Below are 23,916 nucleotides of genomic sequence, written 5' to 3'. Positions count from 1 at the left end.
GGAACAAGAACAATGACAGCAGCATATGAATATGAAACCCACGAATACGACGTCGTTGTCGTAGGCGCTGGTGGTGCAGGTCTGCGAGCGACGTTGGGCATGGCGGAACAGGGCCTGCGCACGGCTTGTGTGACCAAGGTTTTCCCGACCCGCTCGCATACGGTTGCGGCACAGGGCGGGATCGCCGCGTCACTGTCGAACATGGGTCCGGATCACTGGCAGTGGCACATGTACGACACCGTCAAGGGCTCGGACTGGCTGGGTGATACGGATGCTATGGAGTACCTCGCGCGTGAGGCACCCAAGGCCGTCTATGAGCTGGAGCACTATGGCGTGCCCTTCAGCCGGACCGAAGAAGGCAAAATCTATCAGCGCCCCTTCGGCGGTCACACCACCGAGTTTGGCGAAGGCCCCGCAGTGCAGCGGACCTGTGCCGCTGCTGACCGGACCGGCCACGCGATCCTGCACACGTTGTATGGTCAGTCGCTGAAGAACAACGCCGAATTCTACATCGAATATTTCGCCATCGACTTGATCATGTCCGAGGACGGGCAGTGTCAGGGTGTTGTCTGCTGGAAGCTGGACGACGGTACGATGCACGTCTTCAACGCCAAGATGGTGGTGCTGGCGACCGGCGGTTACGGCCGGGCCTATTTCAGCGCGACCTCGGCCCATACCTGCACCGGTGACGGTGGCGGCATGGTCGCCCGGGCGGGTCTGGCGCTGCAGGATATGGAGTTCGTGCAGTTCCACCCGACCGGCATCTACGGCTCGGGCTGCCTGATCACCGAAGGCGCGCGTGGCGAGGGTGGTTACCTGACCAACTCGGAAGGCGAACGGTTCATGGAGCGGTATGCGCCCCAATACAAGGACCTGGCGCCGCGTGACTATGTCTCGCGTTCGATGACCATGGAAATCCGCGAAGGCCGCGGTCATGGTGACAACGGCGACCACATCCACCTGAACCTCAGCCATCTGCCGGCTGAAGCGCTGGCCGAGCGCCTGCCCGGGATTTCGGAATCGGCCCGCGTTTTTGCCGGTGTCGACGTCACCAAGGAACCGATCCCGGTTCTGCCGACCGTGCACTATAACATGGGCGGTATCCCGACCAACTATTGGGGTGAAGTTCTGAACCCCACTGCTGACAACCCAACCGGTGTTGTGCCGGGTCTGATGGCTGTGGGTGAAGCGGGCTGTGCCTCGGTTCACGGCGCGAACCGTCTGGGTTCAAACTCGCTGATCGACCTCGTGGTGTTTGGCCGCGCGGCGGCGATCCGCGCCGGTGAAGTTGTTGATGCGAAGGCTCCGAACCCGGTTCTGAATCAGGCATCGGTCGACAAGGCGTTTGACCGGTTTGACGCGGTCCGCAATGCCAGCGGCGCGATCGCGACCGCTGATCTGCGGCTAGAGATGCAAAAAACCATGCAGGCCGATGCTGCCGTGTTCCGGACTTCGAAGACGATGGCGGAAGGTGTCGAGAAGATGACTGCCATTGCCGCCAAGATGGATGATCTGAAGGTCACCGACCGCTCGTTGGTCTGGAACAGCGACCTGATGGAATCGCTGGAGCTGACCAACCTGATGCCAAGTGCGCTGGCCACCATTGTCGGGGCCGAGGCGCGCAAGGAATCCCGCGGTGCCCACGCGCACGAGGACTTCACCGAGCGTGATGACGAGAACTGGCGCGTGCACACCGTCAGCCGGGTTGACGGCAACAAGGTAGAGCTCAGCTATCGTCCGGTCATCGTCGATCCGCTGACAACCGAAGACGAAGGCGGCATCAGCCTCAAGAAAATCGCGCCCAAGGCGCGGACGTTCTAAGGAGAGGAACTTATGGTACAACTGACCCTCCCCAAGAATTCGCGCATCACAACGGGCAAAACCTGGCCCAAGCCGGAAGGCACGACCAATGTGCGGAAATTCCAGATTTATCGCTGGAACCCGGAAGACGGCAAAAACCCGCAGCTCGACACTTATTTCGTCGACATGGACAGCTGCGGCCCGATGGTTCTGGACGCGCTGATCAAGATCAAGAACGAGATTGATCCGACCCTGACCTTCCGCCGGTCGTGCCGCGAAGGCATCTGTGGCTCTTGTGCGATGAATATCGACGGGATCAACACGCTAGCCTGTATCTATGGCATGGATGAGATCAAGGGCGACGTGAAAGTTTACCCGCTGCCGCATATGCCGGTGGTCAAGGACCTGATCCCTGATCTGACCCACTTTTACGCCCAGCACGCATCCATCATGCCGTGGCTGGAAACCAAGACCAACCGCCCGGCGAAAGAGTGGAAGCAGTCGATCGAAGACCGCAAGAAGCTGGACGGTCTCTATGAATGCGTGATGTGCGCCAGCTGCTCGACCTCGTGCCCGAGCTACTGGTGGAACGGTGACCGTTATCTTGGGCCTGCCGCGCTGCTGCACGCCTATCGTTGGATCATCGACAGCCGCGATGAAGCCACGGGCGAGCGCCTGGATGAGCTGGAAGACCCGTTCAAGCTGTATCGTTGCCATACGATCATGAACTGCGCCAAGACCTGTCCTAAAGGTCTGAACCCGGCCAAGGCGATTGCCGAGATCAAAAAGATGATGATCGAACGCGGCGTCTAAGCGATGCCTAAATGACAGCACTTGCCGCGTTGCGGCAGGTGCATGACGAGTTTGCAAAACTATGCAATGCAAACTGTCCTGTTCAGGTCTAACTTGCCTGCAGGGAGGAGTGATGGAACCGAAACGGGATCGCTCCGATGCAAGAACAAAAAGCAGAAAACACCAAAGCAGCCGAAGCTCTGGCATTGTTGGAACAGGCTTGGGCCTATTACACACCAGAGGCGGTGCAGGTTTCTGACGAGCAGCACGAACCTGAATTGTTCGAATACGCAAACGCCGCCTGACGCTTGAATTTACGCAAAGATTGGGCAATGCATAGACATGCCCATTCTATTGCTTTTACTGGCCGCCGGCGTGTTCGCCTATTTCATCTGGCGGTCACGGACATCCTCTTTGACGCGCGACTGCCGGTGGCGGCAGCACCGTAAGGAAGGTGTCTGGATTTGCGCCTATTGCGGGGCGCGACAAGAGGGGATGAACTCTCCGACAACCTGTCTGCAGGGCAAACAGTAAACAACAGGGCGATATCACGCCCTGTTTTGGTTCATGCAGCGTCGGGAAAAGCTGCCTGCAGGGCAATTTCCACCATGTCGCCAAAGCTGCTTTCGCGTTCCGACGATGGCAAAGCCTCACCAGTCAGCAGGTGATCTGACACGGTCAGAACGGCCAGAGCACGGCAGTTGTGGCGCGCGGCGAGGATGTACAGCTCGGCGGCTTCCATCTCGACCCCCAGAATGCCGTGCCGCACCATCTGTTCATTCAGATCGGGGCGTTCGTCGTAGAAGACGTCTGACGAATAAATCCCGCCGACATGAGTAGGTGTGCCTTTGGCTTCGGCAGCCTTGGCCGCGGCTTGCAGCAGGCCCCAATCGGCGCAGGGGGCGAAGTTCAGTTCTTTCAGGATGCCGCGTGACGGCGTGCTGAGGGTGGTCGAGGTCATCGCCAGAATCACATCGCGGATTTTGACGCTGTCCTGCATCCCGCCACACGATCCGATGCGGATCAGGGTTTTGGCGCCATAGTCGCGGATCAGCTCGTTGGCATAGATCGAAAGCGACGGCATCCCCATGCCGCTGCCCTGAATGGTGACCGGGTTCCCTTTCCAGGTTCCGGTATAACCCAGCATGCCGCGCACGTTATTGACCAGTTTTGCATCCTGCAAAAATGTTTCAGCAGCCCATTTCGCCCGATACGGATCGCCGGGCATTAAAACGGTTTCAGCGATTTCACCTTTTTCGGCACCGATATGAATTGTCATTTTCGATCCAATTCCGTCAGATTTCCATATCCGCGATATCAGCGCCGGCATTCAAGGCATCGTGAACCCATTGCGGTTTGCGTCCGCGGCCTGACCAGGTTTGTTCCGGGTTGGCCGGGTTTTTGTATTTTGCTTTGGTTTTTGAGGCTTTGGCCGGTTTTACTGCGCCTTCCGAGAGCTCTGAAAGAGAAAACCCAAATTCAGCGGCAGCTTTTTCTGCGGCTTTCAGCGCCTCTTTGCGCTCGCGCTTTTCTGCACTTTTGAGAGCAGCTTCTACCTGGTCGCGCAATTCCAGAAGTTCTTTGCGCGACATTTTCTCTAGGCTGATCGCCATTTCTTTCTCCATTCCGAAAAACGCCACGAATGGGCGTAATAGCCCACCGTATGTCTAAATCCGGTTTTTATCCATCCCTTGCTCAAGCGTAAAGGATTTGGAGGGGATAACGGAAAAGCGGCCGTTATTCGGCCGCAATGTTTTGTGGATCGACCAGAGTCACGATATCGCCCATGATGGCATTCAGTTCAAAATTCTTGGGCGTGTAGATTTTGGAAACACCCATCGCCTTGAGCTTTACGGCATCCTCATCGGGAATAATTCCGCCGACAACTACGGGGATATTGTTCAAACCGGCCTCGCGCAGGCGGGTCATGACATCCTGTACCAGCGGGATGTGGCTGCCGGACAGAATCGACAGGCCGATCACATGGGCCTTGTCATCGATCGCGGCCGCGATGATTTCCTCGGGCGTCAGGCGGATGCCCTCATAGCTGATATCCATGCCGCAATCGCGGGCGCGGAAGGCGATCTGTTCGGCGCCGTTGGAATGGCCGTCCAGACCCGGTTTGCCGACCAGGAATTTCAGACGGCGGCCCAGCTTGTCGCTGACGGCATCCACGGCGGCGCGCAGGTCGTCCAGACCTTCGGTTTTGTTCGACACCGAACCCGAAACGCCGGTCGGGCCGCGATAGGTGCCGTAGACCTTGCGCATTTCCTCGGCCCATTCGCCGGTGGTGACACCGGCCTTGGCTGCAGCAATCGACGGCTCCATGACATTGGCCCCGGTTTGCGCCGCCTCGCGCAGCGCGGCCAGAGCGGCCGTGACTGCCGCGTCGTCCCGTTCCGACCGCCACTCGTTCAGCCGGGCGATCTGTTCCTGTTCCACGGCCGGGTCGACGACCATGATGCCGCCATCCTCGGTCTGCAGCGGCGAGGCTTCACCTTCGGTCCATTTGTTCACGCCGACAACGACGGTTTCATTGCGTTCGATCCGGTTCAGACGTTCCGCATTCGAATCGACCAGGCGCGACTTCATGTATTCGATCGAGGCAACCGCGCCGCCCATCGAATCCAGGTTGGCCAACTCGGCCCGTGCGCCTTCTTTCAGCTCCTCGACCTTGGTGTCCACAGCCGGGTTGCCGTCAAACAGGTCGCCGTATTCCAGCAGGTCGGTTTCATAAGCCAGGATCTGTTGCATCCGCATCGACCATTGCTGATCCCATGGGCGGGGAAGGCCGAGCGCCTCGTTCCATGCGGGCAGCTGCACCGCGCGGGCACGGGCCTTTTTCGACAGGGTCACGGCCAGCATCTCGATCAGGATGCGGTAAACGTTGTTTTCGGGTTGCTGTTCGGTCAGGCCCAGCGAGTTCACCTGCACCCCATAGCGGAAGCGGCGGAACTTGGGGTCTTCGACGCCGTAGCGGTCCTTCAGAATCTCATCCCAAAGATCGACAAAGGCGCGCATCTTGCACATCTCGGTGACAAAGCGGATGCCGGCGTTCACGAAGAACGAAATCCGGCCGCAGAGCGCCGGGAAATCCTCGGACGGGACGCGGGGGCGCAGTTCGTCCAGTACGGCGATGGCGGTGGCCAACGCATAGGCCAGCTCCTGCTCGGGCGTCGCACCGGCCTCTTGCAGGTGATAGGAACACACGTTCATCGGGTTCCATTTCGGCACGTTGGTATAGCAATACTCGGCCACATCCGCGATCATCTTCAGCGACGGTTTCGGCGGGCAGACATAGGTGCCACGGCTCAGGTATTCCTTGATCAGGTCGTTCTGAACGGTGCCCTGCAGCTTGGACACATCCGCGCCTTGCTCCTCGGCCACCGCGATGTACAGCGCCAGCAACCAAGGGGCTGTCGCATTGATCGTCATCGAGGTGTTCATCTGCTCCAGCGGAATCTGGTCGAACAGAACCCGCATGTCGCCCAGATGGCTGATCGGCACACCCACTTTGCCGACCTCACCCCGCGCCAGCGTATGGTCGCTGTCATACCCGGTCTGAGTCGGCAGATCGAAGGCCACCGACAAACCCGTCTGACCCTTGGCCAGATTGCCACGATACAGCGCGTTTGACGCCTTGGCGGTGGAATGACCGGCATAGGTTCGGATGAGCCAGGGGCGATCTTTCTGCGGCTGCGTCATAACGGGACCTCGTGCTTTGCGTGGGCAAGAAAATTGCGTTCAAGGGTTCTAAAGCGCAATTTTCGGGATATGTCAATTCGCTGCGTCGCGGCATATATGGTTCTTCAGATTGTAGGTGCTACGGTTTGGTGGCAGGGTGCGCGCATGACTCAGACCGTTGAACTTCCGCTTTGGTTGTTTTTGCTGATCCTGGTGTTTGCCGCGGTCACGCTGGCTTCGCATTTTCTGTTCCCATCGGTGCGCTGGTTTTTTCGCCGTCGGCTTGAGCGCGCGGTAAAGCGACTGAATAAACGGCTGCAACGGCCCATCCAGCCATTCAAACTGGCGCGGCGGTACGACATGATTCAGCGGCTGATCTATGATCCTCAGGTTGGGCAGGCCGTTCAGAATTTTGCGCGCGAGGAACGTGTGCCCGAGGCCGTAGCCTTTGAAACCGCCCGCCGCTATGCGCGCGAGATCGTTCCGTCCTTTTCCGCAGTGGCCTATTTTAGCGTCGCCATCCGTCTGACCCGGATGCTGAGCAACGCGTTCTATAATGTGCGGCTCAGCTACATGGATGAGCAGGCCCTTAGGGAAATCGACCCCGATGCCACTGTCATCTTCGTCATGAATCACCGCAGCAACATGGACTATGTGCTGGTCACCTATCTGGCGGCGCAGCAATCGGCCCTGTCCTATGCGGTGGGTGAATGGGCGCGGGTCTGGCCGCTCAGCCGCCTGATCCGGGCGATGGGGGCCTATTTTATTCGCCGAAAATCAGGCAGTGATCTGTATCGGCAGGTGCTGGCCTGCTACGTGCGCCACGCGACTGAGGCTGGGGTGACGCAGGCGATGTTCCCCGAAGGCGGCCTCAGCCTGACCGGCGCGCTGGGGCGGCCCAAGCTTGGCCTGCTGAAATACATCATCGACGCAAGCGAGCCCGAGGGGCGCGACGTGGTCTTTGTGCCTGTTGCCCTGAACTATGACCGGGTGCTTGAGGATACGATCCTGACCAAGGCCGCCCTGGGAAATGAACGCCGGTTTCGCGCCCGCATCGGGGTGATCACGTGGTGGATACTCAAACAGATCGGGCGGCGGCTGGTTGGACGCTATCAGCGATTCGGTGTGGCCTCGGTGCGGTATGGGCGGCCGGTATCGCTGCGGGCATTCCGGGCGGATCACGACGCCAATCTGATGACGGATCTGGCGCGCGATCTGATGATAGGCATCAAGGCGGCGATTCCATTGGTTCCGGGGCCCGCCGCGTGCTGGCTGGTGCGCGAGAAGGGCGAGATCCCAGAAGAAGACGCCGTGCAGTTGATCGACCAGCTTTTGCGACGCAACGGAACTTCGACGCCGTTGGAGCGCACGGCAATCGAGGCTGGCATCCAGCATTTGGTCGACCGACGCATTCTGAAACGCGAGAACGGGAAAATATCCTCGTCAGGTCAAAGGGTTGACCTTCTGGATTATTACGCGGCCTCGGCGCCATTGGACGCGAATACGGCTCTTTCTGCGCCCGCAAAGGAAATTTCTGCACCCGCTGGGTCATAAAATTACAAAATACACTCAAAATATGTTGCAATATTTCTCTCCGACCAATATCTCATCGGATAGAGCCCGCGATTCTGCATCGCGGCAATGAATTAGAATGAAGGAGGCCAACATGGCTCTGGACACCGACAGCGGTATCGCGTCCTACGACGCGCCGGAAAAAGACCTCTATGAGATGGGTGAGATCCCTCCGATGGGGTTTGTGCCCAAGAAAATGTACGCATGGGCGATCCGCAAGGAACGCCACGGCGAGCCGGACACCGCGATGGTGCAGGAAGTGGTGGACGTCCCCGAACTGGACAGCCACGAGGTGCTGGTGCTGGTGATGGCCGCGGGCGTGAACTACAACGGCGTCTGGGCCTCGCTGGGCAAGCCGATCTCGCCGTTTGACGGCCACAAGGCACCTTATCACATCGCCGGTTCGGATGCGTCGGGCATCGTCTGGGCGGTGGGTTCGAAAGTGACCCGCTGGAAAGTCGGCGATGAGGTTGTCATCCACTGCAACCAGGATGACGGCGACGACGAGGAATGCAACGGTGGCGACCCGATGTATTCGCCCAGCCAGCGGATCTGGGGTTACGAAACGCCGGACGGATCGTTCGCGCAATTCACCAACGTTCAGGCTCAGCAGCTGATGCCGCGTCCCAAGCATCTGACATGGGAAGAAAGCGCCTGTTACACGCTGACGCTGGCAACGGCCTATCGGATGCTGTTCGGTCACGAACCGCACGACCTGAAGCCGGGTCAGAACGTTCTGGTCTGGGGCGCATCGGGTGGTCTGGGTTCTTATGCAATCCAGCTGATCAACACCGCAGGCGCCAATGCGATTGGTGTGATCTCGGATGAAAGCAAGCGTGACTTCGTCATGGGTCTGGGCGCCAAAGGTGTTCTGAACCGCAAGGACTTCAACTGCTGGGGTCAACTGCCTACGGTGAACACGCCTGAATATGCCGAGTGGTTCAAAGAGGCTCGCAAATTCGGCAAGGCCATCTGGGACATCACCGGCAAGGGTGTGAACGTCGACATGGTGTTCGAGCACCCGGGCGAAAGCACCTTCCCGGTTTCGACCTTCGTGGTGAAAAAGGGCGGCATGGTCGTGATCTGCGCCGGCACCACCGGCTATAACCTGACCTTCGATGTGCGTTACATGTGGATGCATCAGAAGCGCCTGCAGGGCTCGCACTTTGCGCACCTGAAACAGGCCGCCGCCGCCAACCAGCTGATGGTTGAGCGCCGCCTGGATCCCTGCATGTCGGAAGTGTTCACGTGGAATGAACTGCCCGAGGCGCACATGAAGATGATGCGCAACGAGCATAAGCCGGGCAACATGTCGGTTCTGGTTCAGGCCCCACAGACCGGAATGCGCACTCTGGAAGAGGTTCTGGACGCCCGCGGTTGAATCGCAGGTAAATAACTTTCAGGCGCCCGCGAATCGGTTTATCGGTTCGCGGGCGCAGCTTTTTTGGCGCATAGGTTTATTCTTTTCAGCGACTTACAGGCATTAACCCCACTTTTTTTGGGGAGTAGAAACCAGTGAATAGTCTAAAAAACATTGCACATGTTATGGTTGTGTTAACCCTTCGTTAACCGTTTCGGAGAGACCCTGATGGCGCAGAATGAGTGGATACTGGACGTGTTGTCGGACCTCAACGCCTTCGCTGTTGAGAACGGTTTGATCGCGCTGGCCGAGCAGTTGGACGACACCAAGCTGATCGCCGCCGCCGAGATCGCGTCCAAGAAGGCTGAGGTACGGACGCCAGCGGATGGGAACAAAACTCGATATGAGCCAAGTCCTGGAGGACTTGGAAAACACCAGCACGCTTGAAGAACTAAGCACTGTTGCTGTCCGATTGCGCGACAGGCTGAAGGTTGAACACCTCATTTACCATTGGGTCGATGGCGCCGGAGATCAATACGGCTATACGACCTATCCCGATGCCTGGGCCGAACGCTATCAAGAGAGAAATTACCACCGGATCGATCCGGTCATTCTGGGCTGTTTTCAGCGGTTTCACCCGGTCGATTGGAAAACGCTGGACTGGTCCGGAAAGGTGGCCAAGGCGTTCCTGAAGGACGCGCAAAGTCATGGGGTCGGAAATCAGGGCTATTCGATCCCGATCCGAGGACCGAAGGGGCAATTTGCCTTGTTCACCCTGAACCATTCTTGCGACGACGAGGCCTGGCAGAAATTCATCGAGCGTCACGGCCGAGAACTGATTCTGATCGCGCATTACTTCAACCGCAAAGCGCTTGAGTTCGAAAGTGACCGTCAGCCCGATTCATCCCGCGGCCTGTCACCGCGCGAAGTGGATGCGATGACCCTGCTGGCACTGGGCTACAGCCGGGCGCAGGTCGCTCATTCGCTTTCCATTTCCGAGCATACGCTGCGGGTTTATATCGAAAGCGCTCGCGCCAAACTTGGGGCGCAGAACACCACCCACGCCATCGCCACGGCACTCAGCCGGGGATTAATAGTGGTTTAACAGGCGAACGCCCCACGAACGGGAAATTAACCATGACTTTGTACCCCCTTCGTTCCTGCACAGGACGACAAGGGGAAAAAAGTCATGTTGCGTTATCTGTTTGCTGATGAGCTTTACAAGTTTCCGGATCTGGCCGACGGAATGTTCCGGGACCGCGCGGATCAGTTCAAAACCCGGCTGGGCTGGGACGTCCACGTCAACGAAAAAGGAGAGGAGCGGGATCAGTACGACGACCTGAACCCCCTGTACGTCATCTGGGAAGAAGAGGATGGCAGCCACGGCGGCTCCATGCGTGTTCTGCCGACCACCGGACCCGTGATGGTGAACGAGGTGTTTGGACATCTGACCGGCGGCAAGCCGATCTGCAGCCCTCTGATCTGGGAGGTGACACGTTTTTGTCTGTCCCGCACGGCCAGCCCACATACGGCGGGGGCGATCATGCTCAGCGGTGGCGAGATGATGGAAGGGTTCGGCCTGACCCATATCGCCGGCGTCTTTGACGCACGCATGATCCGGATTTACCGTCTGATCGGGTCTTCGCCCCTTGTTCTGGGTTCTCAGGGGAAAGGGCGCGATCAGATTTCGGTGGGGCTGTGGCCTTATTCGGCCGAGGATTGCAACCGTGTCGCCGAACGTGCGGGCATCCCGCGCGAGCTGTCCCGCCTGTGGTTCAAGACCGCCTTCGGCACCGGGCGGCAGCACAGGTTCGCCCTGTCGGCCTGACCTGCGGAAAAGCCAAATCCCTCTCTGGTGATAGCTGGCGCGGCCCTGTAGGGTCGCGCCATGTCTATGCCCCCTGTGACCTTTTCCGAAGATCAGGCTGCCGCCTATGACAGCATTGCCGAGATGCTGCGATCGGCCGGTGTTGACCTGGATGACGACGCCCTTCTGAAGCTGCCGGGGGCGGGGAAATCCGGTGTCATGGCGGTGATCGGCAAGGCGGGCTCGGGTAAAACCTTGCTGCTGGCCGAGCTGTACAAGGCGTTGGCCGAAACCGGCGTGCAGATTGTCTCGGGCGATTTCGAAAGTCGCAAGGCGAAGGAAAAGCGCAGCCTCGCCATTCTTGCGCCCACCAACAAAGCGGCCAGCGTTTTGCGCCTGCGTGGTGTGCCGGCGACGACCATTCACCGCATCCTATACACGCCGGTTTATGACCCGGAATACGAACGCATCGCCGAATGGCTGGCGGGTAACGACGAACGCCCCGAGATCGAAGGCCTGACCGATGAGGCGCTGGACCGAGCCGCCGCGTTCTATGAGAACAACAAGTCCATCCCCGGTGCGCTGGCCGCTGCAGGATTGCGCGGGTCGGATTTCATCACCGGCTGGAAACGCCGGGACGAGCCCTTGGATATCGGCTTCGTCGATGAGGCCTCGATGCTGGACGACCGCCAATTCGAGGACCTGCAGGAAATCTTTCCGACCCTGCTGCTGTTCGGCGACCCGGCCCAGCTGGCCCCGGTCAATCAATCCGGCAGTATGGTGTTTGAGGCTCTGCCCGAGCCGCGCAAACAGATTCTGCATCGGGTTCACCGGCAGGACGCGGATAATCCGATCCTTGATCTCGCCCACGCGCTGGCCGACCCGCAGATGGGGTTCGAGGATTTCGAGCGGTTGATTGAGCAGACGGCCCGGCAGGATGATCGCGTGATATGGGGTCAGCGGGTCGAGGTCGATCTGATGGCGCGCAGCCCGGTTCTGGTTTGGCGCAACGCGACACGCATCCGCTTGATTCAGGCGTTCCGACATGTGCACGGCGCGCCGGATACCGAGCTGTTGGAAGGTGAACCGCTGATCTGCGACGGCATCGAGCTGCCGCTGAAGCACCGCAAGAAACGTCTGGACCTTGAGGCGCGCGGGCTGATCAAGGGCGCTCAGGTGATCTATCTGGGACCGGGGCGCAAGCCGGGATTTTCGCGCCTGCACGTGATGGGGGCCGAAGACCCGCAGGTCAGCGCCGCCTCCATCGTCAAGATCGAGAAACCGGATGAGGAAGAGCCCTTTATCCCTTTTGCCGCGCGCATGGGCGCGACCTTTCTGCATGGCGCGGCGGTGACCATTCATAAGGCGCAGGGCTCACAATGGGACACGGTTCAGGTCTTTGCGCCTGATATTTACGCTGCCGCCCGCATGGGCCGGACCGAGGCCGGACAACCGCTGTGGAAGCGCTTGGCCTATGTGGCCATCACCCGCGCGCAGGAGCGTCTGATATGGGTGGTGCGGAACCGTCTGGCCAAACCCACCCATCCGCTGCGCGTGGACGACCTGCGCGCCGTTCCGGTAGCATCGCTGACACTGGAGGCCGAAGAGATATGAGCACCATCATCGTAACCGGCGCAAGCTCGGGCATCGGGCAGGCCACAGCGGAACTGTTCCTGGCCGAGGGCTGGACAGTTGGTCTGCTGGCGCGCAGTGCGGATAAACTGCACCAGATGGCATCGGGCCGCGACACTGCCATCCCTTTGGTCGCGGATGTGACCGACCCGGATGCGGTTCAGGCCGCGTTTGCGGAGTTTCAGGGCAAAACGGATCGTCTGGACGTGTTGTTCAATAATGCTGGTATCTTTGCGCCCGGTGGCACGATTGACGAGATCGCGCTGGAGGACTGGTACCAAAGCGTCAACGTCAACCTGAACGGCATGTTCCTAAGCGCGCGCGAGGCGTTTCGGATCATGCGCCACCAGTCACCGCAAGGCGGGCGCATCATCAATAACGGCTCGATTGCTGCCTATGTGCCGCGTCCGAACTCGGTGCACTATTCGGCCACGAAACACGCCATCACCGGCCTGACCCGCAGCCTGTCTCTGGACGGTCGGCCATTCGGAATCGCCTGCGGTCAGATCGATATCGGCAATGCGCGCACGCAAATGGTACAGGGGCTGGTGGACGCAGCCATTGAAGCCGGACAGCAGCCCGACCCGACCATGGCTGTCGAGGACGCGGCACGTTCTGTACTGCATATGGCCAGCCTGCCGCCCGAAGCCAATGTGCAGTTCATGACCGTGATGGCCACGACGATGCCCTATATCGGCCGCGGTTAGGCGTCAGTTTTCGCGCAACAGCCGGAATGCCGTCGAGGCACCCCAACCAGCCGCAATCGCGATGACCAGCGACATCAGCCCGTACCAGACCGGTTGCTGGCGGGACAGGTTGTAGAGGAACCTCTCCAACCCGACCTTGCGCACGTCGATTGTGGTCTCGAATTGCGAGACGACCTCTTTGCCGCGGGTCAGGAAGATACGCGCCTTGTAGTCGCCCTCGGTCAGGTCGGCTGGCATTGCGATCGAGGTACGGAACAGGGTCTGTTCGTCTACCGCCACGGTGTTTTCGCGGATCGAATACAGCCCCTCATCCTCGCGTATACGCACCACGGCATCCGCAAAGGATTGCGCGCCACGGATATGCATTGCTGCCCCGACCGAGCGGATGGCCCGTTCAATTGAAATGCGATAGCGCAGATCCTCGGTATCCGAGAGGATATCGTCCAGCGGCCCGCTGGTGGCAACGGCGTAAAAGCTGGGCGCAAGGTCGACCAGAACGCTATCGGTATTGACCCAGATCCCGATTTTGCGAGCCTTGCGCCGGACCATCACCGGGCCGGACGGCCCGGCCACGGCCACGATCACCTCAAGCGGCGGACCGGGCGGAATGGGTGTTTCCCGTTTGACGGCCCCAAAAATCAGGATTTCCGAGCCGTCAAAGGTCGCGGTGATGGCAACGCGATCCTGGCTGAGACCCAGCACAACCTGCTCGTCCACCGCAAAGGCAGGGGTGCAGCACAGGATCAGCAGGGCAATCAGGCGTTTCAGCATGATCAGTGGCCCCCTTCGCTGCCAAGCGAGTAGAGCTCGGACGGTTCGATCAGCAGGTCCAGCGCCAGCTTGCCGCAGACCACCAGAACCAGTGCCGCCAGAAGAACCCGCAGTTGCTCGGCCGGCATCCGTGCGCCGATCACTGTGCCGATCTGTGCGCCCACGACACCCCCGACCAGCAGCAGAACCGCCAGAACGATATCGACCGTATAGTTCGTGGTGGCGTGCAGCATGGTGGTGAAAGCCGTCACGAAGATGATCTGAAACAGCGAGGTGCCAACCACGACTTTGGTGGGCATGCCAAGCAGGTAGATCATCGCCGGTACCATGATAAAGCCGCCGCCGACCCCCATGATCGCCGACAGCACGCCGACGCACAGCCCGACCATCATCGGCGGAATGACCGAGATATAGAGGCCCGACGTGCGAAAGCGCATCTTAAACGGCATGGCGTGAACCCAGCCTCGCTGACGCCGTTTTGCGGGCGCGCCGCCGCCCTTTTTAGCCTTGCGCAGCGCCCGCAGGCTTTCGATGAACATCAGGCCGCCGACCACGCCAAGGAAGACGACGTAACACAGCGTCACCAGCAGATCGACCTGGCCCAGGCTTTTGAGATAGTTGAACACCACTACGCCAAGGGCAGCGCCAATTAACCCTCCGGTTAACAGGACCGTGCCCATTCTTAGGTCCACCGTCCTTCGTCGGAAATGCGCCAAGACACCGGAAAAGGACGAGGCAACGATCTGGTTGGCTTCGGTTGCGACGGCGACGGCTGGGGGGATGCCGATGAAAAACAGCAGCGGCGTCATCAGGAACCCGCCGCCCACGCCGAACATGCCGGACAGGATACCGACCATCCCGCCCAGCCCCAAAAGCAAAAAGGCATTGACGGAGACTTCGGCGATAGGAAGGTAAATCTGCATGTGGAATTACCGGATGAGAGCGGCCGCGCCACCTTGGGCGACCCGGGCTGTCTCAAACCATATGGGTGAGGCGTTTATGCGGCGCGCCGGGAACAAATCCCACGGCCACATGGCGAATATCGTACGCTCGGGCAGACACCCGAAAATCCGATTTGGCTGAAGAATGGGAAGACACCCGGAAGGCGGGCGTTTTTGTGTTTCCGGCGCCCTGATGTGGGACAATCCGATCTGGGCTATAGCAGGAAACACATTCATACCCCTTTAGAGCGGTTGCCGCATGTAAAATCAACTCTACATGCGGCACCGCGGCGAACTGGACCGACAGGTGTTCGGAACTGGACCTGTCAGCGCTCTTTCACATATGGCTCGCCACCGGCGCGCGGTGGCACAGCTTTGCCGACGAACCCGGCCAGAATGACCACGGTCAGGATATAGGGCAGTGCGTCCATGACTTGCACCGGAATGACCACGCCACCCAGATCGATGTTCTGGAACCGCAGTGCAATCGCCTGCAGCAGACCGAACAGAAGACAGGCCCACATCGCGTGCCATGGCCGCCACTTCGCAAAGATCAGCGCGGCCAGAGCGATGAACCCGCGCCCGGCGGTCATCTCCTTGACGAACCCGGCCTGCAGGGCGGTGGCAAGATACGCACCAGCGATCCCGCACAACACGCCGCAGATGGCGACGGCGGCAAAGCGCAGGCCGACGACTGAGACACCGGCGGTATCCACGGCCGCCGGGTTTTCACCCACCGCGCGCAGACGCAGCCCGAACCGGGTGCGGTACAGAATCCACCATGTCAGCGGGACCATGAGGAAGGCCACGTAGACCAAGATGGAATGACCGGATAGCAGCTCGGAGTACACCATGTGAACTGAATTGGCGTCAGACATCAGTTCAGAAACCGGTTGCCCAGTCAGCTCAGCATCTTCGGGGCCGATTGCATAAGGGAACTCTGCGGATTCGAATCGAGCTCCGCCGAAGAGAGAAGGCGTACGCCCGCCCTGCTTGAACCAGCTTTGTGCGATCAACACGGTAAGGCCAGATGCAAGGAAGTTGATCGCGACACCCGAAATCAACTGATTGCCCCTGAAGGTGATCGAGGCCAGCCCATGCAATCCGGACAGAACCAGCGAGGATGCGATGCCTGCCAGCAGGCCCAGCCAGACCGACCCGGTCACAGCGGCAACCGCCGCCGAGAAAAAGGCCGACATCAGCATCTTGCCTTCAAGACCGATGTCGAAAATGCCGGCGCGTTCGGAATACAGCCCCGCCAGACAGGCCAGCAGCAGCGGCGTAGCCAGACGGATCGTCGAATCGAGGACCTGGATGAGTGTTACGAAGAACTCCATCACTCTGCCCCCTTCCGCAGGCTCAGGAACAGCTTTTCAAGCGGCATCCTGACCATGTTGTCCAACGCTCCGGTGAACAGGATCACCAGCGCCTGAATGACTACGATGAGCTCGCGCGGGATCGAGGTCCACAGCGCCAGCTCGGCACCGCCCTGATACAGGAACCCGAACAGCAGCGCCGCGAGGAACACGCCAAAAGGATGTGACCGCCCCATCAGCGCAACGGCGATACCGATAAAGCCCGCGCCCTCGGTGGAATTCAGAACCAGACGTTCCGCTTCGCCCATAACGTTGTTGATGGCCATCATTCCGGCCAGAGCGCCCGAGATCAGCATCGCGACGATGGTGATGCGAACCGGCGAAATCCCTGCGTAGACAGCGCCGGTTTCAGAATGGCCATAGGCGCGGATTTCATAGCCCAGCCGCGTGCGCCAGATCAGCGCCCAGACGACGAAACAGGCCAGAACCGCCACGAAGAACGAGATATTCGCAGGTGCACCGCGAAATACCGCGTTTTCGGCGGTCGAGAACATCGACTGGAAGGTCGGTAGGTGCACCGCCTCGGGGAAACGTGCCGTTGCCGGGTCTTGCGAGCCCTGCGGGCGCATCACGTTGACCAGCATATAGTTCAGGAAGGCCGCCGCGATGAAGTTGAACATGATCGTGGTGATCACGATATGGCTTCCGCGTTTGGCCTGCAGATAGGCCGGGATCGCGGCCCAAGCCGCACCGAACAGGGCCGCAGCAAGCCCGGCGCCGAGCAGGGCGATACTCCAGTGCGGCCACGGGATGTATAGGCAGACCATGGCAACGCCAAGCCCGCCCAGCATCGCCTGACCTTCACCACCGATGTTGAACAGCCGCGCGTGGAAGGCGACCGCCACCGCCAGCCCGGTGAACATGAAGTTGGTCGCGTAATAGAGCGTATAGCCCCAGCCATAGGTCGATCCCAGCGCGCCGGTGACCATCAGGTTCACCGCCTCGAGTGGGTTCTCACCGATGGCGAGGATCACCAGCGCTGAAAGGATAGTGGCCAGTATCAAGCTGATCAGCGGGATCAGGACGACATCGGCCCATTTGGGCATTTTATCCATGTTACGCGGCCTCTCCCGCAACACCGGCCATCAGCAGGCCCAGTTCTTTTTCATCTGTCTCATGGGGCAGACGCTCGCCCATGATATGTCCGTCAAACATCACCGCGATCCGGTCGGACAGCGAGAAGATTTCCTCAAGCTCGACCGAGACCAACAAGATCGCTTTACCCTGATCGCGCAGGGCGACGATCTGTTTATGAATGAACTCGATCGCGCCGATGTCCACACCACGGGTAGGCTGGCCGACCAGCAGCAGGTCCGGGTTGCGTTCAATCTCGCGCGCGACGACGATTTTCTGCTGGTTACCGCCCGAGAAGCTCTTGGCGGTCAGCCAGCCATTGGGCGGGCGCACATCGAATTTTTCGATCTTGGCTTCGGTGTCGGCGCGCAGGGCGGCGTTGTCCATGAATATGCCGCGCTGATAGGCCGGGTCGCGGTGATAGCCGAAGGCCACGTTCTCCCACGCGTGGAAGTCCATGATCAGCCCTTCGCGCTGGCGGTCCTCGGGCACATGGGCGATGTGTTGCGCGCGGCGGGCCTGTCCGTCAGACCCGTGCCCGCTAAGCGCTAGGGGTGCACCGTTCAGCTTGATCAAGCCCTGACCCGGACGCATCCCGCCCAGAACTTCCAGCAGTTCGGACTGACCATTACCCGCAACACCGGCGATGCCGACGATTTCCCCGGCCCGCACGGTCAGATCGATGCCTTTGACCCGCTCAACACCCGCCTGATCGAAGACGCGCAGGTTTTCGACCTCAAGAATGGGTTTGCCAGGTTTCGCAGGCACCTTGTCGACCTGCAGCAGAACCTTGCGGCCCACCATCAGCTCGGCCAGTTCTTCCGGGCTGGTCTCGGCGGTTTTGACCGTCGCCGTCATCTGCCCGCGTCGCATGACCGAAACAGTGTCGGTGTTTTCCATGATCTCACGCAGTTTGTGCGTGATCACGATGATCGTCTTCCCTTCGGCCCGCAGCCGGTCGAGGATGCGGAACAGCTGATCCGCCTCGGCCGGGGTCAGAACGCCGGTGGGTTCGTCGAGGATCAGGATCTCGGCCTTGCGGTACAGCGCCTTCAGAATTTCGACCCGCTGCTGCATCCCCACGCCGATCTCGTCGATGCGTTTGTCGGGGTCGACGAACAGCTCGTATTCTTCTTCCAGCTCTTTCAGTTCCTTGCGGGCCTTGGACAAAGACGGGGCCAGAAGCCCGCCATCCTCGGCGCCCAGAACGATGTTTTCCAGAACGGTGAAATTCTCGACCAGCTTGAAATGCTGGAACACCATCCCGATACCCGCCGCAATCGCCGCCTGGCTGTCAGGGATGTCGGTCTTGGTGCCGTTGATCCAGATCTCACCTTTATCGGCTTTGTAAAACCCGTAGAGAATGCTCATCAGCGTGGATTTGCCCGCACCGTTTTCACCGATGATCCCATGGATCGTGCCGGGGGCGACGCTGATGGAAATGTCTTTGTTGGCCTGAACCGGCCCAAAGGCTTTGGAAATCCCTTTGAGCTCAATGGCGGGGACGGTCATGTTTTGTCCTCAGATTGCCGAAGGGCCGCGCGGACCGCGCAGCAGAGTGGATGCGAGGCGGGGGTCAAACCCCCCGCCCCGCGCGATATCAGAACTGCAGTGCCGGGCAGCTGTCGTTCTCGTAATAGCTGACAACGCTGACGTTGCCGTCAATGATGTCCTGACGGGCTTTTTCAACGGCTGCTTTCATCTCATCCGAGACCAGCGCGGCGTTGTTTTCGTCCATCGCAACGCCAACACCGTCTTCGGCCAGACCCATGGCGAACACGCCGGTTTCCAGGTCGTTGCCTGCGTTCATCGCGTCGTAGACGGCGACGTCAACGCGTTTCAGCATCGAGGTCAGAACCTTGCCCGGGTGCAGGTGGTTCTGGTTGCTGTCCACACCGATCGACAGGATGCCTTCGTCGGCTGCGGTTTGCAGAACACCAACGCCGGTGCCGCCAGCTGCGGCATAAACCACGTCAGCGCCCTGGCTGATCTGCGCCTTGGTCAGCTCGGACCCTTTCACCGGGTCGTTCCATGCAGCCGGGGTGGTGCCGGTCATGTTTGCAACCACGTTGATATCCGGGTTCACCGCTTTGGCGCCTTGCGCATAGCCGCAGCCGAAGTGACGGATCAGCGGAACATCCATACCGCCAATGAAACCGATTGTGCCGGATTCCGAGGCCATGGCGGCCATCATACCAACCAGATACGAGCCTTCATGCTCGGCAAAACCAACCTGACGCAGGTTCGGCGCGTCCAGCCAGTTCACGTCGACCACGACAAATTTCGTGTCGGGGTAGTCGCCGACAACCGTGCTGAGCGGATCGGCCATTGCGAAACCCATGGTGATGATCGGGCTCAGGCCAGCTTCGGCAAAGCGGCGCAGGGCCTGCTCGCGCTGGGCTTCGGATTGCAGTTCGATCTCACGGTAGGTACCGCCGGTTTCCTCGGCCCAACGCGACGCGCCGTTATGCGCAGCTTCGTTGAACGACTTGTCGAACTTGCCGCCCAGGTCAAAGATCAGGGCCGGTTCGGCCAGCGCCGCACCAGCAGTCAGCGCGACGGCGGCGGCAGCGCCCATCAAGGATTTCATCAGGGTCATTTCATACTCCCGTTTGTTATTGTCGGTTGGAGCCAAGATAGCCCCGTTTACCCACTGCGAGCGAGCATAACTGTTGTGATGGCGGGAATTAAGGACGTTTGCAACCGGTGCGGTCAACTGATTTTTGACCGGATGGTCTAAAAAAAGCAGAGTTGGCCCTCAGACGAGGTTGCATTCCATGACGACGGCATCGACTTTTTCAGCGTTTTCGCGCAAATAGTAGCCCTTGCGCAGGCCGCAGGGCGTGTATCCATACCGTTCATACAGGGCGATGGCGGGGTAATTGTTTGACGCGACGTCCAGAAAGGCGCGGGTTGCGCCCAGGTTTTGGGCTTTCGCGTGCCATTCCTGCATGGTTTTTAGCGCCAGACCTTGCCGTTGATGACTGGGATGGGTCGCGATGGTGAGCAGTTCCGCCTCATCCGCGATGACTTGGAATAGGGCAAAAGATTCAGCGTTCCCAACAACGTAAGTGAATCGATTGTCCAGCAGATCGGCGAATTCCTGATCCGTCCAGGGGCGCGACTGGGTAAAGGCCGCCGCGTGGGTATAGGCCAGATCCTGCGGGGTCATCCGTCCAACAAAACGGGTGGCGTATCTTTTGACGGGGCTGCATCTGCGGGCCGCACATACAGCGGGGCCGGGGCTGTGGTAACGCTCTGCCAGTTTTGCGCCGCCAGCCGAGCGATAGCCCGCACCTGAGCGTCTGCGTCATCATTCAGGATCAGGGGGCCGAGTGATTCTGCCTGTTCCTGCGCCATTAGCGCCGGATCTTGCCCGGGCAGCACGACATAGACCTGTTCGCGCGGGGCGCGGATTGCGGGCAATCCGTCCCCGGTTGCGGCCAACGCGTCGAAGCCCGAAACGCCCACGGCCGGAATTCCAAGACCCAAGGCCAATCCCCGCGCGGCAGAGACCGAGATACGGATGCCGGTGAAATTCCCCGGACCGATCCCAACACCAATGGCGGTCAAGTCACGCCAGGTACAGCCCGCTTCGGCCAGAACCTCTTGCAGCAGTGGCATCAGCCGCTCAGCCTGACCACGAGACATGGATTCGGTGCGGGACACGAGGATGCTGTCACCCCGCAACAAAGCGGCCGCGCAATGCGCGGCCGATGTATCAAACGCCAGAATCAGTGGATCAGACGGCAACGGGGCGCACCTCGGTCACCTCTGGAATGTAGTGGCGCAGCAGGTTCTCGATCCCCATTTTCAGCGTCAGGGTCGAGGACGGGCAGCCCGCGCAGGCGCCCTGCATGTGCAGGTAAACAACGCCCCGGTCGAACCCGTGGAAGGTGATGTCACCCCCGTCCTGAGCCACCGCCGGACGCACGCGGCTGTCCAGCAGATCTTTGATCTGATTGACGATTTCGGCGTCTTCACCAGTGTGTTCGGCGTGTCCCGAAGCGGCCTGCGCGTCCGAGCCCAGCACCGGTTGACCGGACTGGAAATGCTCCATCACTGCGCCCAGAATGGCGGGCTTGATGTGATCCCACTGAACGTCGTCAGATTTGGTCACAGTCACGAAGTCATTGCCCAGGAATACGCCGGTCACACCGCTGACCGCAAAGATGCGCTTGGCAAGGGGTGATCTTTCTCCGGCTTCCGCCGAAGGAAAGTCAGCGGTTCCAGCCTCCAGAACGATCTGGCCGGGCAGGAATTTCAGCGTTGCGGGGTTCGGCGTGGATTCGGTCTGGATGAACATGTCACGGCTCCGTTTCAGTTGAGACTGATATGCGGGTCCGCGCAGGGGAAGTCAAGATTTGGAACCGTTCTAAATTTCACCCGCCAGTTGCATGGCTTCATCCAGCCGGTCATCGCCCCAGAACAGCTCATCCCCCACCAGAAAGCTGGGGGCCCCGAAAATCCCGTTCGTCTGAGCCGTCTTTGTCTGTTCGATCAGGGCTGCCTTGATGTCGGGGTCGTGACAGCGGGCCAGCGTTTCCGCAGGCAGGCTGGCCTGCGACAGGCAGTCAACCAGCACATCGTCGTCCGAGATGTTCAGCCCATCGACAAATTGGGCGGCATAGACGGAGCGGACAAACGCAGCCCTTTGTGGTTGGGCATCAATCGACAACACCAGCCGCGCGGCCTTCAGGCCATTTTGCGGAAACGGATCAGGCCGGGTGAACCGTAGGCCGCGCCGGGCCGAAAGCCGCTCCATGTCGCGCCACATATAGCGCCCTTTGGCCGGGTAGATGTTGAACGGGGAATTGTCCCAGCCTTGCGCGGCGAAAATCGGACCCAGCAGGAAGGGCTGCCATTCGACCGAGACCCCGTGCTGCGCCGCCAAATCCTCGATCCGCATCGCGCTGAGATAGGAATAGGTCGAGGCGAATTCGAACCAGAACTGGATGCTGCGCGACATGGACGTGCCTCAGGTGATCTCTTCCAGTTTTTCCTTGCTCAGGTCACCGGGAACGATGGTGATCGGGATCGGAAGACTGCCCGAATTCTTGGTCAACTGCGTCACCAGTGGACCAGGGCCTTTCTTTTCGACGCCTGCGCCCAGCACCAGCACCCCGATCTCAGGGTCGGATTGCACGTGTTCAATGATTTGCGGAACCGGATCGCCTTCGCGGATCGCCAGCTCCGGGTCCACACCCTGCTTGTCGCGCATCCACTTTGCGAACACCTCGTAATGTGCGTGGATACGCTCGCGCGATTCTTCGCGCATCGTTTCTGCCACACCGATCCAGTGGTTGAATTCATCCGGTGGGATAACCGACAGGATAGTGACGCCGCCCCCGGTATGGGCAGCACGCATGGCGGCAAAGCGCATCGCGTTCAGGCATTCGCGACTGTCATCCAGAACGACCAGGAATTTGCGCATGAAGTGTCCTCAGTTGTTTCAGGCGATCATGCCCGACCAGATGCGTGCTGGCAACCAGAGCCTAGCGCGTGCTTGCCGCCCAGTCCCAATACATCTCGCGTGCGCGGCGGGCGACGGGGCCGACCTGATATCGGGTGCCTTCGATCGCGGTGACCGGGGTGATCTTGCTCATGTTGCCGCTCATGAAGACCTCATCCGCCTTGTGGAAATCCTCAAAGCTGAGAATGGCTTCGTGCACAGTCACGCCGTCGGCGCGCAGGTTCGTGATATGGCGGGCGCGGGTGATCCCCGCCAGAAAGGTGCCGTTGGGGGTGGGGGTGAAGACCTCGCCGTCGCGGACCATGAAGATATTGGCGGTTGCAGTTTCGGCCACATGGCCCAGAGCGTCGGCGACCAGCGCGTTGGAAAACCCGTTCGAGCGCGCCTCTTGCAGCATCCGTGCGTTGTTGGGGTAAAGGCACCCTGCCTTGGCGTTCACGACCGAGGATTCCAGAACCGGGCGGCGGAACCGTGTGTATCCCAGCGTGGCCGCGGCAGTTTCGGGGGCCATTGGAATCTCTTCCAGACAGATTGCAAAGCCGGTGCTGTTTTCCAGCGGAACGATGGCGGTCGCGTCGCCGTCGATGCCCCAATACATCGGGCGGATGTAGACGGCCGATTCCGGGCCGAAGGCTTGCAGCCCCTCGTGGACGATTTCGACCATCTGTTCAGTCGTAACCGAGGGTGTCAGCATCAGCGCCTCGGCAGACCGGTTTACGCGGGCGCAATGCGCCTCAAGGTCCGGGGCCATACCTTCGAAATAACGCGCGCCGTCAAAGACCGACGATCCCAGCCATGATCCATGATCGGCGGCCCGCATGATCGGAGCGTTCCCGTCATGCCACTGACCTTCGAAATAGGTGCGGATATTCTTGCCGACTGCCATGACGCCCTCCCAAGCTTTTGCGCAAACCTAGGAAGGCGTTG

General features: G+C 59.9%; 25 protein-coding genes. 10 read left to right on the top strand and 15 right to left on the bottom strand.

The window, feature by feature from the left end; genetic code table 11:
* The first annotated feature begins 12 nt into the window (after positions 1-12).
* The 3 genes from sdhA to GOX88_RS13535 all read left to right on the top strand — a co-directional run bounded on the left by sdhA (position 13) and on the right by GOX88_RS13535 (position 2,897).
* Entirely contained in the window at positions 13-1,821 is a 1,809-nt protein-coding gene (gene sdhA, locus GOX88_RS13545; protein ID WP_170402688.1) for a succinate dehydrogenase flavoprotein subunit, read from the top strand.
* Between the two features lie 12 nt (positions 1,822-1,833).
* Complete coding sequence (locus tag GOX88_RS13540) at positions 1,834-2,613, top strand: succinate dehydrogenase iron-sulfur subunit (RefSeq protein WP_170402685.1); 780 nt, start codon at positions 1,834-1,836, stop codon at positions 2,611-2,613.
* Positions 2,614-2,750: 137 nt separating this feature from the next.
* The gene (locus GOX88_RS13535) at positions 2,751-2,897 is read left to right on the top strand and encodes a hypothetical protein (protein ID WP_170327170.1); all 147 of its coding nucleotides are present in this window, start codon (positions 2,751-2,753) and stop codon (positions 2,895-2,897) included.
* A 260-nt stretch (positions 2,898-3,157) separates the two neighbouring features.
* On the opposite strand, the gene deoD is transcribed toward GOX88_RS13535, so the two are convergent.
* The 3 genes from deoD to GOX88_RS13515 all read right to left on the bottom strand — a co-directional run bounded on the left by deoD (position 3,158) and on the right by GOX88_RS13515 (position 6,297).
* Positions 3,158-3,871 (bottom strand): purine-nucleoside phosphorylase, encoded by a 714-nt coding sequence (gene deoD, locus GOX88_RS13525; RefSeq protein ID WP_170402680.1) that lies wholly within the window; start codon positions 3,869-3,871, stop codon positions 3,158-3,160.
* Positions 3,872-3,887: 16 nt separating this feature from the next.
* Positions 3,888-4,205, bottom strand: coding sequence for an H-NS histone family protein (locus tag GOX88_RS13520; RefSeq protein WP_170402679.1), 318 nt, complete (start codon positions 4,203-4,205; stop codon positions 3,888-3,890).
* A gap of 124 nt (positions 4,206-4,329) precedes the next feature.
* Positions 4,330-6,297 (bottom strand): protein meaA, encoded by a 1,968-nt coding sequence (locus GOX88_RS13515; protein ID WP_170402676.1) that lies wholly within the window; start codon positions 6,295-6,297, stop codon positions 4,330-4,332.
* A 144-nt stretch (positions 6,298-6,441) separates the two neighbouring features.
* Here GOX88_RS13515 and GOX88_RS13510 point away from each other — a divergent pair, with 144 nt between their 5' ends.
* From GOX88_RS13510 to GOX88_RS13480, 7 genes are all read left to right on the top strand, one after another.
* Positions 6,442-7,830: a 1-acyl-sn-glycerol-3-phosphate acyltransferase gene (locus GOX88_RS13510; RefSeq protein WP_170402673.1), complete on the top strand. Its 1,389-nt coding sequence runs from the start codon at positions 6,442-6,444 to the stop codon at positions 7,828-7,830.
* Positions 7,831-7,942: 112 nt separating this feature from the next.
* Positions 7,943-9,229, top strand: a complete 1,287-nt coding sequence (gene ccrA, locus GOX88_RS13505; protein WP_170402670.1) for a crotonyl-CoA carboxylase/reductase — start codon at positions 7,943-7,945, stop codon at positions 9,227-9,229.
* A gap of 207 nt (positions 9,230-9,436) precedes the next feature.
* Complete coding sequence (locus GOX88_RS13500; protein ID WP_170327049.1) at positions 9,437-9,655, top strand: hypothetical protein; 219 nt, start codon at positions 9,437-9,439, stop codon at positions 9,653-9,655.
* Positions 9,594-10,313, top strand: a complete 720-nt coding sequence (locus GOX88_RS13495; protein ID WP_170402667.1) for a helix-turn-helix transcriptional regulator — start codon at positions 9,594-9,596, stop codon at positions 10,311-10,313. Before GOX88_RS13500 ends, GOX88_RS13495 begins: the two co-directional genes overlap by 62 nt.
* An 84-nt stretch (positions 10,314-10,397) precedes the next feature.
* The gene (locus GOX88_RS13490) at positions 10,398-11,036 is read left to right on the top strand and encodes an acyl-homoserine-lactone synthase (RefSeq protein ID WP_170402664.1); all 639 of its coding nucleotides are present in this window, start codon (positions 10,398-10,400) and stop codon (positions 11,034-11,036) included.
* 60 nt (positions 11,037-11,096) lie between these two features.
* Entirely contained in the window at positions 11,097-12,629 is a 1,533-nt protein-coding gene (locus GOX88_RS13485) for an ATP-dependent DNA helicase (RefSeq protein ID WP_170402661.1), read from the top strand.
* Positions 12,626-13,354: an SDR family oxidoreductase gene (locus tag GOX88_RS13480; protein WP_170402658.1), complete on the top strand. Its 729-nt coding sequence runs from the start codon at positions 12,626-12,628 to the stop codon at positions 13,352-13,354. Before GOX88_RS13485 ends, GOX88_RS13480 begins: the two co-directional genes overlap by 4 nt.
* Before the next feature lie 3 nt (positions 13,355-13,357).
* On the opposite strand, the gene GOX88_RS13475 is transcribed toward GOX88_RS13480, so the two are convergent.
* The 12 genes from GOX88_RS13475 to GOX88_RS13420 all read right to left on the bottom strand — a co-directional run bounded on the left by GOX88_RS13475 (position 13,358) and on the right by GOX88_RS13420 (position 23,875).
* Positions 13,358-14,125: a TIGR02186 family protein gene (locus tag GOX88_RS13475; protein ID WP_170402655.1), complete on the bottom strand. Its 768-nt coding sequence runs from the start codon at positions 14,123-14,125 to the stop codon at positions 13,358-13,360.
* A 2-nt stretch (positions 14,126-14,127) separates the two neighbouring features.
* Positions 14,128-15,048 (bottom strand): sulfite exporter TauE/SafE family protein, encoded by a 921-nt coding sequence (locus GOX88_RS13470; RefSeq protein WP_170402652.1) that lies wholly within the window; start codon positions 15,046-15,048, stop codon positions 14,128-14,130.
* Positions 15,049-15,392: 344 nt separating this feature from the next.
* Positions 15,393-16,403: an ABC transporter permease gene (locus tag GOX88_RS13465; protein ID WP_170402649.1), complete on the bottom strand. Its 1,011-nt coding sequence runs from the start codon at positions 16,401-16,403 to the stop codon at positions 15,393-15,395.
* Positions 16,403-17,497: an ABC transporter permease gene (locus GOX88_RS13460; RefSeq protein WP_170402646.1), complete on the bottom strand. Its 1,095-nt coding sequence runs from the start codon at positions 17,495-17,497 to the stop codon at positions 16,403-16,405. The genes GOX88_RS13465 and GOX88_RS13460 overlap by 1 nt, the downstream gene beginning before the upstream one ends.
* A gap of 1 nt (position 17,498) precedes the next feature.
* On the bottom strand, positions 17,499-19,028 hold the full coding sequence (locus GOX88_RS13455) for an ABC transporter ATP-binding protein (protein ID WP_170402642.1): 1,530 nt from the start codon (positions 19,026-19,028) through the stop codon (positions 17,499-17,501).
* An 88-nt stretch (positions 19,029-19,116) separates the two neighbouring features.
* The gene (locus GOX88_RS13450; protein ID WP_170402639.1) at positions 19,117-20,115 is read right to left on the bottom strand and encodes a BMP family lipoprotein; all 999 of its coding nucleotides are present in this window, start codon (positions 20,113-20,115) and stop codon (positions 19,117-19,119) included.
* A 159-nt stretch (positions 20,116-20,274) separates the two neighbouring features.
* A complete protein-coding gene (locus tag GOX88_RS13445) occupies positions 20,275-20,688 on the bottom strand; it encodes a GNAT family N-acetyltransferase (RefSeq protein WP_170402636.1) in 414 nt (137 codons plus the stop codon).
* On the bottom strand, positions 20,685-21,269 hold the full coding sequence (gene tsaB, locus GOX88_RS13440; protein WP_170402633.1) for a tRNA (adenosine(37)-N6)-threonylcarbamoyltransferase complex dimerization subunit type 1 TsaB: 585 nt from the start codon (positions 21,267-21,269) through the stop codon (positions 20,685-20,687). Before tsaB ends, GOX88_RS13445 begins: the two co-directional genes overlap by 4 nt.
* Positions 21,259-21,822, bottom strand: a complete 564-nt coding sequence (locus GOX88_RS13435; protein WP_170402630.1) for a NifU family protein — start codon at positions 21,820-21,822, stop codon at positions 21,259-21,261. Before GOX88_RS13435 ends, tsaB begins: the two co-directional genes overlap by 11 nt.
* 69 nt (positions 21,823-21,891) lie before the next feature.
* Complete coding sequence (locus GOX88_RS13430; protein ID WP_170402628.1) at positions 21,892-22,485, bottom strand: 2-hydroxychromene-2-carboxylate isomerase; 594 nt, start codon at positions 22,483-22,485, stop codon at positions 21,892-21,894.
* Positions 22,486-22,494: 9 nt separating this feature from the next.
* The gene (locus GOX88_RS13425; protein ID WP_170333417.1) at positions 22,495-22,950 is read right to left on the bottom strand and encodes a universal stress protein; all 456 of its coding nucleotides are present in this window, start codon (positions 22,948-22,950) and stop codon (positions 22,495-22,497) included.
* A gap of 61 nt (positions 22,951-23,011) precedes the next feature.
* On the bottom strand, positions 23,012-23,875 hold the full coding sequence (locus tag GOX88_RS13420) for a branched-chain amino acid aminotransferase (RefSeq protein ID WP_170402625.1): 864 nt from the start codon (positions 23,873-23,875) through the stop codon (positions 23,012-23,014).
* Between the last annotated feature and the right edge of the window lie 41 nt (positions 23,876-23,916).

The organism is Ruegeria arenilitoris (assembly GCF_013030985.1).
Lineage (GTDB): Bacteria > Pseudomonadota > Alphaproteobacteria > Rhodobacterales > Rhodobacteraceae > Ruegeria > Ruegeria arenilitoris_B.
This window is presented reverse-complemented; position numbering and strand designations above follow the sequence as displayed.